At 69.7% G+C, this 13,505-nt stretch carries 12 protein-coding genes and 1 tRNA gene; 6 read left to right on the top strand and 7 right to left on the bottom strand.

The genetic code is table 11. The features are described 5' to 3' along the window. A partial coding sequence (locus VNT50_RS03530; protein ID WP_325483716.1) for a DUF262 domain-containing protein occupies positions 1 to 1,230 on the bottom strand: 1,230 nt, incomplete at its 3' end. A 196-nt stretch (positions 1,231 to 1,426) separates the two neighbouring features. On the opposite strand from VNT50_RS03530, the gene VNT50_RS03525 reads away from it, so the two are divergent. Then, positions 1,427 to 2,200: a hypothetical protein gene (locus VNT50_RS03525; RefSeq protein ID WP_325483717.1), complete on the top strand. Its 774-nt coding sequence runs from the start codon at positions 1,427 to 1,429 to the stop codon at positions 2,198 to 2,200. A 198-nt stretch (positions 2,201 to 2,398) separates the two neighbouring features. Then, entirely contained in the window at positions 2,399 to 2,902 is a 504-nt protein-coding gene (locus VNT50_RS03520; protein WP_325483715.1) for a DUF3145 domain-containing protein, read from the top strand. A 211-nt stretch (positions 2,903 to 3,113) separates the two neighbouring features. On the opposite strand, the gene VNT50_RS03515 is transcribed toward VNT50_RS03520, so the two are convergent. The 6 genes from VNT50_RS03515 to aceE all read right to left on the bottom strand — a co-directional run bounded on the left by VNT50_RS03515 (position 3,114) and on the right by aceE (position 10,745). Then, a complete protein-coding gene (locus VNT50_RS03515) occupies positions 3,114 to 4,349 on the bottom strand; it encodes a beta-ketoacyl-[acyl-carrier-protein] synthase family protein (protein WP_325483714.1) in 1,236 nt (411 codons plus the stop codon). Positions 4,350 to 4,422: 73 nt separating this feature from the next. Then, entirely contained in the window at positions 4,423 to 4,671 is a 249-nt protein-coding gene (locus VNT50_RS03510; protein WP_045276804.1) for an acyl carrier protein, read from the bottom strand. 74 nt (positions 4,672 to 4,745) lie between these two features. Next, complete coding sequence (locus tag VNT50_RS03505) at positions 4,746 to 5,747, bottom strand: beta-ketoacyl-ACP synthase III (RefSeq protein ID WP_325483713.1); 1,002 nt, start codon at positions 5,745 to 5,747, stop codon at positions 4,746 to 4,748. Next, positions 5,744 to 6,673, bottom strand: a complete 930-nt coding sequence (locus VNT50_RS03500; protein WP_325483712.1) for an ACP S-malonyltransferase — start codon at positions 6,671 to 6,673, stop codon at positions 5,744 to 5,746. The genes VNT50_RS03505 and VNT50_RS03500 overlap by 4 nt, the downstream gene beginning before the upstream one ends. Positions 6,674 to 6,757: 84 nt before the next feature. After that, entirely contained in the window at positions 6,758 to 7,960 is a 1,203-nt protein-coding gene (locus VNT50_RS03495; protein ID WP_325483711.1) for a PucR family transcriptional regulator, read from the bottom strand. A gap of 43 nt (positions 7,961 to 8,003) precedes the next feature. Beyond that, positions 8,004 to 10,745, bottom strand: a complete 2,742-nt coding sequence (gene aceE, locus VNT50_RS03490) for a pyruvate dehydrogenase (acetyl-transferring), homodimeric type (protein WP_325483710.1) — start codon at positions 10,743 to 10,745, stop codon at positions 8,004 to 8,006. A 168-nt stretch (positions 10,746 to 10,913) separates the two neighbouring features. Here aceE and VNT50_RS03485 point away from each other — a divergent pair. The 4 genes from VNT50_RS03485 to VNT50_RS03470 form a co-directional block, all read left to right on the top strand. Further along, positions 10,914 to 10,986 (top strand) — tRNA-Val (locus VNT50_RS03485). 80 nt (positions 10,987 to 11,066) lie between these two features. Continuing rightward, on the top strand, positions 11,067 to 11,798 hold the full coding sequence (locus VNT50_RS03480) for a zinc ribbon domain-containing protein (RefSeq protein ID WP_325483709.1): 732 nt from the start codon (positions 11,067 to 11,069) through the stop codon (positions 11,796 to 11,798). Beyond that, entirely contained in the window at positions 11,795 to 12,235 is a 441-nt protein-coding gene (locus tag VNT50_RS03475) for a reverse transcriptase-like protein (RefSeq protein ID WP_325483708.1), read from the top strand. The genes VNT50_RS03480 and VNT50_RS03475 overlap by 4 nt, the downstream gene beginning before the upstream one ends. Continuing rightward, the coding region (locus tag VNT50_RS03470) for a bifunctional 3'-5' exonuclease/DNA polymerase (protein WP_325483707.1) at positions 12,168 to 13,505 on the top strand (1,338 nt) is incomplete at its 3' end. The genes VNT50_RS03475 and VNT50_RS03470, both read left to right, overlap by 68 nt.

Raw genomic sequence — 13,505 nt, 5'->3', positions numbered from 1 at the left:
CCCGAACTTCAGCGCCACACGGACCCGCTCGTCCGATGGCGTCACCCGGGCGATCGCGCGCACGAGGCTTTCGGCTCCCTCCTCGCGCGCGCGGCACAGGCGCGCGACGAGCCGATCGTTGCCGATCCCGACGACGGTCCTGCGCAGGAGCAGCGACTGGATGTGCTCGAGGGTCGCTATCAGGGCGGACCCGTCCGCGTCACCGCGGGCGTAGTCGCGGTACGCGCGCAGCACGAGCGGATACATCCCTCGCCCGAACGTGTTGATGTGGCCGAGCTGCAGCGCGATCTCTTCGTCGCGCTCGTGCGCGGGTTCCAGGAGCGTGCGGTAGATCTCCGAATAGTCTCGCCACTCGGCCGCATGCCTGCGCAGCGTCGCCAGCTCCAGCCGCGGGAACTCGTTGCGGAACGCGTCGTACACCCCGCGCTCGCCCTGGACGGCTACCTCGCGGCCGGTCGTCATGATCAGGTAGTGCCGCCAGAAGCTGCCGATGGACTCGCCGGTGTTCTGCTCGATCGGCATCCAGAATGAGCCCTCGATCTCGCTCTGCTCCGCATGCGAGAGGCCCATCAGCACGTAGTTGTGAATCAGCTCGTGATCGCGGAGGGGTTCGCCCGTGGAATTGAGGCTCTCGAAGATCTGCTGCGCGTTCGCGTCCACGCCGAGGGTGATCGCGACGTGCTCGAGCTTCTGCAGGCCCCGCCAGATGCGCGGCACCTCGTCGGCGCTCACCTGGCTGCGGAAGAAGGCGTAGTTGTCGTCGAACCGCGAATCGCGCAGGTCATCGGCCCCCGAGCGGCGATCGAGCACCACGCTCTCGAACGTCTCCGCCCACGCCCGGTGCGGGCGCAGTTTCGTCCGGACGGGATCGGTACTGCCGACCAGCACCTTCTCGAGCTGGGCGGCGAGGGAGGGATCCTCGGCTCGCACGGTGTGGTGGAGCGCCGCGATGAGCAGCATCAGCGTCGTGATGCGCTGCTGGCCGTCGATGAGCACGAGCTCGGGGGCGGCGTCCGTCGCGCTGAGCGACGACAGGATCGAGCCGATGAAGTGCATCTGCCGGTCGTGCGTGTCGGCGACGGCGCGGATGTCGGCGAGCAGCTTCTCGCACCCGCCGATGTCCCAGCGGTATTGGCGCTGGTAGACCGGGACGACGATCGTCGTCTCGGCCGCGGAGAGCCACGAAACGGTGTTGACGGCAGTCGCATCGATGTTCGTGGCAGTGACCATGCTCTCGCTTCGCCCCTCGGAACGCGGTGATTTTTGCTGGGCGAACGGACCCACGTCATCCAGTTTATGCGGGCGTCCATGCGGTTCCGATAATCGCGGCCCCGGCTCCGGGGCCGCTCAGGGGACCGATGTAGGCTTGCCTAAGTTGGGCCTGTTAAAACGTGCTGGCCCCCTACGAAAGGTCATGATTCGCATCATGGGTTACATCAAATCCGCCGCTCTCGAGGAGACCGGCTACGTCGTACTCGACCGCTACAACCAGGAGCTCGACCCCAAGGAGTGGCTCGACATCGAGTACAACGACTGGAAGTCCTCGGGCGACACGCGCTTCGCGCCGCTGGCGAGCTTCGCCGGCGAGATCGAGTGCAACGGCTTCTGGAACCACAAGCCGCCGCGCACCGACAAGGGCGGCGTCTGGATCGACTCACAGGTCGAGAAGGCTCCGAACCTCACGCGCCGGGCGCAGGAGCCGGGGGCCGATGTGGGCCGCTGCCGAGTCATCGAACTGCAGCCGAACACGTACGCCGACTGCCTGTACAACCTCCACCAGGACGACAACAACCGCCTGAACCCCGACGGCACCGGCTGGGTCGTGCGCGGCTTCTTCAACCTCTCCGACGACAAGGACAGCTACTTCGTGCTGCGCGAGAACCGCACCGACCCCAGCGTCGAGTACCGCATCGCGCTCCCGGCGGGCGCTCAGCTGATCGTCGACACGCAGCGCCTGTGGCACGCCGCGACCCATCCCGGTCCCGAGCCGCGCTACTGCCTCATCACGTCGTGGACCTCGGGTCCCGAACTCGACGCCTATATCGAGAAGTACAACGGCAAGCCGCGCGTCGACAATGTCGAGGTGCCCCAGGACCTGCTCGACGCCGGTCAGGCGGAGCAGGCCCGCCGCCTCGCAGCCCGCGCGGCGTACTACGCGGCCAAGGGCCAGGCCGAGCAGACGGTGATGAGCGAGGCCTGATCCTCGACTCGTCGCATGCGGAGGCCCCGGTCGTTGACCGGGGCCTCTCGCGCTCCTCCCGCTGACACCGCGAACACACCGAATCACATGCTTGTCATTCCGCGCCGGGATGGGCGATAATGCAGGTACAACCGCACATCGCCGTACTCCGTTGGTCAGGTCGTTGGGGAAGACGCACCTGAACGAAACGGAGAGATCATGGCGACACCACAAGCGCGCGGAGTGATCTTCATTCACTCGGCGCCACGAGCATTGTGCCCGCACCTCGAGTGGGCTGTTGGTCGCGCCCTCGATCGCGCGGTGAGTTTCGAGTGGACCGACCAGCCCGTGCTCGGCGGCGCACGCCGCTCGGAATTCTACTGGGAGGGCAGGGCGGGAACCGGCGCCGCCCTGGCCACGTCCATGCGCGGATGGGAGCACTTGCGCTTCGAGGTCACCGAGGATCCCACACCGCGTAGCGACGGTGGCCGCTGGCTGCACACACCCGGCCTCGGCATCCACTATGCCCAGACCGACTCCGCGGGCAACGTCGTCGTCGGCGAGGACCGGATCCGCTATGCGATGGAGGTGTCGGCCGGCGATCCGATCGAGCTTCAGCGCGAACTGTCGATCGCCCTCGGCTCTGCCTGGGACGACGAGCTCGAGCCCTTCCGGCACGCGAGCGACGACGCCCCCGTCGTCTGGCTGCACAAGGTCGGCTGACGAGAGCAGAAAACCGGCTGTCGAGTAGCGGCGTAGCCGCGTATCGAGACACAGGCGGTCGAGGCGTCACTACCGGCCATCGGAGGACGAGTTCCCGGAGGCTGTGAACGCGAATCGCCCGCCTGACACGACAGACGCCCCCGATATCGGTCCCTGAGCTTGCGAAGGGACCCCGGGGGCGTCTGTCGTATGGTCCGGCGGATGCCGGGGGCTACACGGTCGCGAAGGCCGCCACCGCGTTGTGCCCCCCGAAACCGAAGGAGTTGCTGATCGCGACGAGGTCGCCCTCGGGCAGTGCCCGCGGGGTGGTCGCGACATCCAGCGGGATCTCGGGATCCTGATCGGTGAGGTTGATCGTGGGCGGTGCTGTGCGCTCGGCGAGCCCGAGGACGGTGAACATCGCCTCGATCGCGCCCGCGCCACCGAGCAGATGACCGGTCGAGGCCTTGGTGGCCGAAACGACGATGTCATCGAGGCCGTCGCCGAAGACCCGGCGCAGGGCGTTGTACTCCGCGATGTCGCCGACCGGAGTGCTGGTCGCGTGGGCATTGACATGCCGCACTTCGGCGAGGCCGCGACCGGACCGCTCGACGGCCTGACGCATCGCCCGTGCCGCGGCCGATCCCTCGGGGTCGGGCGCGGTGATGTGATAGGCGTCGCTGGTCACGGCGCCGCCGAGCACCTCGGCGTAGATTCGGGCGCCGCGGGCGACGGCGTGCTCGTACGTCTCGAGCACGAGCGCCGCGGCACCCTCGCCCAGCACGAAACCGTCGCGGGTGAGATCGTACGGGCGCGACGCGGTCGCGGGATCGTCGTTGCGACGCGAGAGCGCCTGCATCGCGGCGAACGACGCGAGGGGGAGCGGGTTGATCGCCGCCTCGGAACCGCCGGCGACGATGACGTCGGCATAGCCCAGCTGCAGGTGCTCGTAGGCGTTGACGATCGATTCGGTGCTCGACGCGCACGCCGACACGACCGTGCGGATGCCCGCGCGAGCGCCGAGATCCATTCCGATGGCCGCGGCGGGGCCGTTCGGCATGAGCATCGGGACCGTCATGGGCAGCACGCGACGGGGGCCGCGCTCACGGAGCGTGTGGTAGGCGTCGAGCAGGGTCCACACGCCGCCGATGCCCGTGGCCCAGTCGATCGCGAGTCGCTCCGGCTCGACCTCGGGCGCACCGGCATCCTGCCACGCCTCACGACCCGCGACGAGCGCGAACTGGCTCGACGGATCGAGCCGCTTCGTCTCGAAGCGCTCCAGCACATCCGCCGGTGAAACGGCCGCCTGCGCGGCGAACGTGACGGGCAACTCGTTCTCGCCCACCCAGTCGTATTCGAGCGTGCGGGCGCCGGAAACCCCCGCCAGGAGGTTCTGCCAGCTCTCGCGGGCGGTGCCTCCCACCGGGGACGATGCCCCGATGCCGGTGACGACGATGCGCTTGCTCATGTGGTTCTTCCTTGCCCTGTGAGACAGGGATGCCACGACCCGGTCCGATGACGCGGTCGTGGCATCCGGAGTCCTACGCCTGGTTCGAGGTGATGAAGGTGACGGCGTCGCCGACGGTCTTGAGGTTCTTGACCTCGTCGTCGGGGATCGTGACGCCGAACTTCTCCTCCGCGTTGACGACGATGGTCATCATCGAGATCGAATCGATGTCGAGGTCGTCGGTGAACGACTTCTCGAGCGCGACCTCATCGGCGGAGATGCCGGTCTCGTCGGTGATCAGCTCGGCAAGGCCTGCGAGCACCTCGTCTGTGGTGAATGCCATGGGGGTTCTCCTCTTTCAATGGGGCTTGTGCGGTCCGGAAGACCGCGTTCAGTCTAGGGTCGGCTCTCGCGTGCTCACGGCAGCACCACGACCTGGGCGCCGAAAACGAGCCCCGCGCCGAAGCCGATCTGCAGGGCGAGACCGCCGCTGAGCTCGGGATTCTCCTGCAGCAGGCGGTGAGTGGCGAGCGGGATCGAGGCTGCCGATGTGTTGCCGGTCGTCTCGATGTCGCGCCCAATCTTCACGCTATCGGGCAGCTTGAGCTGCTTCGCGAACTCGTCGATGATGCGCATGTTCGCCTGGTGGGGAATGAATGCCGCCAGGTCGGATGCCTCGACGCCGGCCGCCGCGAGGGCTTCCTTCGCCACCTTGGCCATCTCCCAGACCGCCCAGCGGAACACGGTCGGCCCCTCCTGGCGCAGCGTCGGCCACGGGACCTCGCCGTCGCGGAACTGCGTGAGCGTGCCGTTCATGCCGACCGCATCGGCCTTCGAGCCGTCCGAACCCCAGACCGTCGCCGAGATGCCCGGGAAATCGCTCGGGCCGATCAGAGCGGCGCCGGCGCCGTCGCCGAGCAGGAACGAGATGCTCCGGTCGGCGGGGTCGACGATGTCGGAGAGCTTCTCCGTGCCGATGACGAGCGCATAGGTCGCGGCCCCGCCACGGATGAGCGCGTCGGCCTGCGCGATGGCGTAGGCGTACCCGGCGCAGGCGGCGTTGACGTCGTACGCCGCAGCGGGGTTCGCGCCGACGCGGTCGGCGACGATGGCCGAGACGGAGGGCGTCTGCTTCGGGTTGCTGACCGTTGCCACGATCACGAGGTCGATGAGCGCGGGGTCGATGCCTGCCGTCGCGATGGCCTCGGCCGCGGCATCCGTCGCGAGATCGATCGCATCGGTCGCGGGGACCGCGCGGGTGCGCGTGATGACACCCGTGCGCTGGCGGATCCATTCGTCGCTCGAGTCGATGGGTCCGATCAGGTCGTCGTTGGGCACACTGATCTCGCCGCGGGCGGCCCCGTAGGCGTAGATGCGCGTGTGGGCGGCGCCCGTGCGCTGGTGCAGGACTGCGGTCATGAGGCGTCTCCAGACAGAAGGGATGCGGCGGCCGCGAGATCGTCGGGGGTTCTGATCGCCACCGAGGGAACGCCGCGAAGCGCGCGCTTGGCGAGCCCGGTGAGCGCGCCGGCGGGGGCCAGTTCGACGATACCCGTCACGCCCTGCTCCGCGAAGGACGCCATGCACAGGTCCCACCGCACGGGGGAGGCGACCTGGCCCACAAGCAGCTCGACGGCGCGCGCGCCGTCGTCGACCGTCGTTCCGTCGCGGTTCGTCCACAGACGCAGGCGGGGGTCGGAGACCCGCCCCGCGGCGGCGAGGTCGTCCACCGCGGCCTGGAGCGCGTCGCGGGCGGGGGCCATGTAGTCGGTATGGAAGGCGCCCGCGACCTGCAGCGGGATGACGCGCGCGCCGCGCGGGCCGTCCGATGCGAGGGCGGCCAGGGCCTCGAGGGGGCCGGCCACCACGAGCTGACCGCCGCCGTTGTAGTTCGCGGGTGAGAGCCCGTGCTCGGCGACCTTCGCGAGGACTTCGGCCTCGTCGCCGCCGACGACCGCACTCATGCCGGTGCTCGCGCGAGAGGCCGACTCGGCCATCGCCCGGCCGCGGATGCCCACGAGGCGCATCCCGCTCCCGGCATCCAGCACCCCCGACGCCACGAGGGCCGCGATCTCGCCCACGGAATGTCCCGCAACGCCGCCGACGCCGGCGGTCGCATCGCCGAGGGCCTCCCAGGCGACCAGGCTCGCCGCCACGATGAGGGGCTGCGCCACGCTCGTGTCGCGGATTATGTCGGCATCGGACACGGTGCCATGAGCGACCAGGTCGACCTCCGCGGCATCCGACAGCTGCTCGAGACGCGCCCGCACGCCGTCTCGTTCGAGCCAGGGACTCAGAAAACCGGGGGTCTGGGATCCCTGACCCGGGCATACGACGACGATCACCTGTTCAGTCTGCCAACGAAACGGTGGGGATGCTGGCGCGACCCTGACAAGAATGCCGGAAAGCTTTGTGCGCGCCCGACAGAGTCAGCGCCCGTGCCGGGGCATCGCCGCGCGCCGCCTGGCCGCATCGCTCGTACCGATCGATCCGAGGATGAGGGCGGTCTGCAGAATGAGGGCCTCCCGCGGACCCGTCGCGTCCCACCCGATGACCTCCGACACGCGCTTCAGGCGGTACCGGACCGTGTTGGGGTGCACGAAGAGCTCACGCGCGGTCGCCTCGAGCGACCTGCCGTTGTCGAGGTAGCTCCACAGGGTCGTCACGAGGTCGCTCGAGTGCGCCAGCAGCGGACGGTAGATGCGCTCGACCAGAGTCTGCTTCGCGAGCGGGTCGCCGGCGAGCGCCCGCTCGGGTAGCAGATCGTCCGCCTCCACCGGGCGGGGCGCACTCCGCCACGCACGGGCGACGGCGAACCCGGCGAGGGCCGCACGGGCGCTCGCGCTGGCGTCAACGAGCGCGGGCACGGGCGGGCCGAGCACGAGGTAGCCGGGGCCGAAACCGGCCTCGAGCTGGCGGCCGATGTCGAGGAACGGCAGCTCGGGCCCCTGGTCCTCGGGCGAGCGACCGGGAATCTGGGCGCGTCCGATGACGAGCACGAGGCGGGACCCCTGCACGCCGATCAGCACGTCCACGCCGAGCTTGCGGGCGGTCCGGCGCAGGTGATCCACATCGAAGAGCGGGGGCGTGGTACCGACCAGCACACACACCTCGCCGTGCCCGTGCCAGCCGAGCGCGGCGATGCGGCTGGGCAGCTCCTCATCGGCCTCGCCCGTGAGGATCGAGTCGACGACGAGGGCTTCGAGGCGCGCGTCCCACAGGCCTCTGGCCTCCGCCGCCCTGGCATAGACATCCGCCGCCGCGAAGGCCACTTCTCGCGAGTACAGCAGGATCGCCTCGCGAAGGTGCTCGCCCTTGCCTGCGACCCGCTCCTCCGTGACCTCCACCGTGACGCGGATCAGCTGCAGCGTCTGCGTGAGGCTGACGCTGCGCAGCAGCTCGCGGGGCGCGGCCGCGAAGATGTCGGCGGCGATCCACGGCGTCGAGGCGGGGTCGTCGTACCACTGGATGAACGAGGTGATGCCCGCCTGAGCGACGAGCCCCACCGCCGATCGGCGGCCGGGAGGCATCTCGGCATACCAGGGGAGCGAATCCTCGAGACGCTTCGTCGTCGCGGTCGCCAGATCACCCGAGATGCGCCGGAGCCAGGACAGTGTCTCGGGCTTGTTCATCTGGGCCTTGTCTGCGGGTGCCGGCGGATTCGCCATCCGCGTGTCAGCTCTCCCCGCCCGCGTTCCCGGACGTCCCCGCGCTGACATCGTGCAGCCGGTACCTGTCGATCGCCTGTGCCGCGAGCGAGCGGTCGACGGCACCTTCGTCGGCCAGGGCCTGGAGCGTGCGCACGACCATCGACGGGCCGTCGATCTTGAAGAACCGCCGGGCGGCCGGTCGGGTGTCGGAGAAGCCGAAGCCGTCGGCACCGAGCGTCGCGTAGCGCTGCGGCACCCACGGGCGGATCTGGTCCTGCACCGCGTGCATGAAGTCGCTGACCGCGATGACGGGGCCCTGCGCCTCCTTCAGCTTGTCGGTGATGTACGGAACGCGCGGCTCGGCGTGCGGATACAGGAAGTTGTGCTCGTCGGCGGCGAGGCCGTCGCGGCGCAGCTCCGTCCACGACGTCACCGACCAGACATCGGCGCTCACGCCCCAGTCGTCCCTGAGCAGCTGCTGCGCCTCGAGCGCCCACGGCACACCGACACCGGACGCGAGAAGCTGCGCGCGAGGACCGTCGCCGACACCGGTGGAGATGTGGTGGATGCCGCGCACGATGCCGTCGACATCCACGCCCTCCGGCTCGGCGGGCTGCACGAGCGGCTCGTTGTAGACCGTCAGGTAGTACATGACGTTGGGGTCCGGGTGGCCGGTCCCGTCGGGACCCGGCCCGTACATCCGGTCGAGCCCCGCGCGCACGATGTGCGCGATCTCGTACCCGAAGGCGGGATCGTACGACAGCGTGGCGGGGTTGGTGGATGCCAGCAGGTGCGAGTGCCCGTCGGCGTGCTGCAGGCCCTCGCCGGTCAGCGTGGTGCGTCCCGCAGTGGCGCCGACGATGAAGCCGCGCGCCATCTGGTCGCCCGCGGCCCACTGGGCGTCGCCCGTGCGCTGGAAACCGAACATCGAGTAGAAGATGTAGACCGGGATCAGCGGTTCGCCGTGGGTCGAGTACGTCGTGCCCACACCGGTGAAGGCGGCCATTGCCCCCGCCTCGTTGATGCCGACGTGCATGATCTGACCCTGCGGGCTCTCCTTGTAGGCGAGCAGCAGTTCGCGGTCGACCGAGGTGTAGTGCTGGCCGTTCGGATTGTAGATCTTCGCGGTCGGGAAGAACGCGTCCATGCCGAACGTGCGCGCCTCGTCGGGGATGATCGGGACGATGCGGTGCCCGAAGTCCTTCGCGCGCAGCAGGTCCTTCAGCAGGCGGACGAACGCCATCGTCGTGGCGATCTCCTGCGTGCCGGAGCCCTTCTTGGGCTGGGCGTAGGCGGCGTCGCCGGGCAGGGCCAGCCCGACGTGCGTCGAGCTGCGCTGCGGAAGGAAGCCGCCCAGGTCGCGACGGCGATCCATGAGGTACTGGATCGTCTCGTCCTGCGGGCCCGGGTTGTAGTACGGGGGCAGGTACGGGTTCTCTTCGAGCTGGGAGTCGGCGATCGGGATGTGCATCGCGTCGCGGAACAGCTTGAGATCATCGAGGGTCATCTTCTTCATCTGGTGGGTCGCGTTGCGCCCCTCGAAGTGCGGACCGAGACCGTAGCCCTTGATCGTCTTCGCGAGGATCACGGTCGGCTGGCCCTTGTGCTCGACGGCCGCCTTGAAGGCGGCGTAGACCTTGCGGTAGTCGTGGCCCCCGCGCTTGAGGCCCCAGATCTGGTCGTCGGAGTAGTCCTTGACCAGCGCGGCCGTGCGCTCGTCGCGACCGAAGAAGTTCTCCCGGATGTACGCGCCGTTCTCGGCCTTGTATGTCTGGTAGTCGCCATCGGGCGTCACGTTCATGAGGTTGAGCAGCGCGCCGTCTGTGTCCCGCGAGAGCAGGTCGTCCCACTCGCGACCCCACACGACCTTGATGACGTTCCAGCCCGCGCCGCGGAAGAAGCTCTCCAGCTCCTGGATGATCTTGCCATTGCCGCGGACGGGGCCGTCGAGGCGCTGCAGGTTGCAGTTCACGATGAAGGTCAGGTTGTCCAGACCCTCGTTCGCGGCGACCTGGAGCTGACCGCGGCTTTCGACCTCGTCCATCTCGCCGTCGCCCAGGAAGGCCCAGACGTGCGAGTCGCCGACGTCCTTGATGCCGCGATTGGTCAGGTACCGGTTCGTCATCGCCTGGTAGATGGCGTTGATCGGCCCGAGGCCCATCGAGACGGTCGGGAACTGCCAGAACTCCGGCATGAGGCGCGGATGCGGGTAGGAAGGGATGCCGTTCGGCGCGGCCGACTTCTCCTGCCGGAAGCCGTCGAGCTGCGCCTCCGTGAGGCGGCCCTCGAGGAACGCACGGGCATAGGTGCCGGGCGACGCGTGACCCTGGATGAAGATCTGGTCTCCGCCCGCGGGATGGTCGGCGCCGCGGAAGAAGTGGTTGAAGCCCACCTCATACAGGGCGGCGGACGACGCGTAGGTCGAGATGTGGCCCCCGACGCCGATGCCCGGGCGCTGCGCGCGGTGCACGGTGACCGCGGCGTTCCAGCGGATCCAGGCGCGGTAGCGGCGCTCGATCTCTTCGTCACCGGGGAACTCGGGCTCGTTCTCGGGAGCGATCGTGTTGATGTAGTCGGTCGTCGGCACCATCGGCACACCGAGGTGCAGCTCCTTCGAGCGCTTCAGCAGGCTCAGCATGATCTCGCGGCCGCGGCCGTGGCCCTTGACCGCCACAAGCTGGTCGAGCGACTCCTGCCACTCGCTCGTCTCGTCCGGATCGCTGTCGAGGGGGCCCTGAGAATACGGATCCTGGTCGTGAACGGTCACGCGCGGCCTTTCGTCGTTTTTCTGGCAGATCGTGCCAGGGAAGCTCTCTGGGGGCACGGGCGGCTTTGTCGGCCGTGCGCAACGCACCCGCGTGCAAGCCTAGCGACTTCACGACGGTGAATCGCTCCTGCAGGCGCCGCCTTCGTCTCGCCTAGACTTGACGCGCACGGGCCTTTAGCTCAGCTGGTAGAGCGCCACGTTTACACCGTGGATGTCGTCGGTTCGATCCCGGCAGGGCCCACCGTGATTCCGCATCCTCCGACGTCGCCGTCGAGATCGGCCGGCGGCGGCTGCGGGGGATGCCCGAGGTAGGTTGGTGTCGTGAATGCCAGCCCCGCAGAACAGCGCGCCCTCCTCGACGTCGCCGACCTCGATCGGCGCGCGCGCCGGGCCGAGGCATCCCGCCGCACGCCGCCCCAGGCCGCTCGCATCGCCGAGCTGACGGCCCAGCGCACGGCGCAGGGGCACGAGCTGTCGCAGCTCGCCGGTGCCCGCGACGACGTGCAGGCCGAGCTGGCCCGGCTGGAATCCGACGTGTCGGTCGCCGAGGCGCGCCGTGACCGCGACGCGAGCCGGCTCGCGGCGACCTCCAACTCGAAGGATGCGACCGCGCTCGAGCACGAGCTCGCGAGCCTGAAGAAGCGGCTGAGCGATCTCGAGGACGCCGAGCTCGATGTCATGGAGCGCCTGGAGCAGGCGGATGCCGCCCTCGCCGCCCAGCAGGCGGTGATCGACGAGACCAACGCCGAGGGCGCCCGTCTCTCGGGCGAGGCGAAGGCCGTCGTGGCCGAGGCCACCGCTGAGCTGGAGCAGATCGCCCGCGACCGCGCCGCAGTCATCGGCGCGCTCCCCGGCGAACTCGTGGCGTATTACGACAAGGTCGCGCAGCGCAGCACGGGCGCCGCGCTCTTCACACGCGGAACGTGCGAGGGCTGCCGCATGGTGCTCTCGGGCACCGACCTGCAGGCACTGCGGAATGCGCCCGCCGACCGTGTCGTGAACTGCCCCGAGTGCGGCTGCATCCTCGTTCGCACGGAGGAGTCCGGACTGTGACCCGGCGTCTTCTCGTCGAGGCCGACGGCGGTTCGCGCGGCAACCCGGGGGTCGCCGCCGGGGGCGCGGTCGTGATCGATCCGGCCACGGATGAGGTGCTCACCGAGCTCGGCGTATACGTGGGCATCGCGAGCAACAACGTCGCCGAGTACCACGGGATGATCGCCGGGCTCGAAGCCGCGTTCGATCGCGCTCCCGACGCTGCCGTGCAGGTGCGCCTGGACTCCAAGCTCGTCGTCGAGCAGATGACCGGAGGGTGGAAGATCAAGCATCCCGATATGCAGGTGCTCGCGCGCAAGGCGCACGCGGTGATCGACGGCCGCGAGGTCGCGTTCGAGTGGGTGCCGCGCCTGTCGAACAAGCGAGCGGATGCCGCGGCGAACGAGTCGATGGATCGGCGCGAGAGCTTCCGCCGTGACTTCGAGCCCTCGCTCTGACGCACCTCCCGCCTGGATCCTGCTCGGGCGGGGCGCCGAAGGCACGGTGCGGGCGGTCCTCCTCGACGCCGACGCCGGCGAGACCGGGCGGGTCGAGATCGCGGCCGGCGCGCTCCCGGCATGGGTGGATGCGCGTGAGCGGGAGGCGGCGCCGCGCTGGGTGTGGAGCGATACCGCCGTCTGGTACCGCGGGCTGCTGGATGCCGGAGTGCGGGTCTCCCGGTGTCACGATCTGCGGCTGACCCATGCCATTCTGCGCGACAGCGCGTTTGCGGCCCTCCCGGAGGCGCCGGAATGGAATGCGGGCTCGCCCGACGCGGAATCCGGGAGCGAGACGCTCTTCGACGTCGCCGGAGCATCCGGAGTGCCGGATGACGCCGATGCGGCGAGCGCGGAGTTCGCGCGCCAGCGCACCGCCCTCGGGTCGAGCCCGCAGCCCGATCGCCTCCGGCTGCTGCTCGCCGCCGAATCGGCCGGTGCGCTGATCGCGTCCGAGCTCCGCGCGGCCGGGCTGCCGTGGGATGCGGCTGCCCACGACACGGTGCTCACCGAAGTGCTCGGCCCTCGGCCTCTCGCCGGCGGCACACCGGCAGAACTCGAGCGCACCGGCGCGGCCGTGCGCGAAGCGCTCGCAGACCCCGCACTCAGCCTGGACTCGCAGCCCAAGCTCCTCCGCGCCCTGCACCGCTCCGGCATCCTCGTGGAATCGACCAGCCGCTGGGAGCTCGCACGGCACGACCACCCGGCGATCGCGCCCCTGCTCGCCTACAAGAAGCTCGCCCGCCTGCACGCGGCCAACGGCTGGGCGTGGCTGGCGACCTGGGTTCACGACGGGCGATTCCGGCCCGTGTACGTGCCGGGCGGCGTGGTCACCGGTCGCTGGGCGTCATCCGGCGGCGGGGCGCTGCAGCTGCCGCGCCAGCTTCGCGCCGCCGTGCGGGCCGACCCTGGCTGGACGCTCATCGTCGCCGACGTGGCCCAGCTCGAGCCCCGCGTGCTCGCCGCCATGGCGCGCGATATGGCGATGGCCGAGGCCGCACGGGGACGCGACCTCTACGCGGGCATCGTGGAGCGCGGGGCGGTCGCCACCCGCGCCGAGGCGAAGATCGCGACGCTGGGGGCGATGTACGGCGCCACGACCGGAGACAGCGGGCGCCTCGTGCCGCGCCTCCGTGCGGTGTTCCCGCGCGCGATGGAACTCGTGGATGAGGCGGCTCGAACGGGCGAGGAGGGCGGCATCGTCACGACCTGGCTCGGCCGCAGCAGCCCG

Origin of the sequence: Microbacterium sp., assembly GCF_035554235.1 — a bacterium.
Classification (GTDB): domain Bacteria; phylum Actinomycetota; class Actinomycetes; order Actinomycetales; family Microbacteriaceae; genus Microbacterium.
Note: the sequence above shows the minus strand (reverse complement) of the source record. Positions and strands in the feature narration are given on the sequence as shown.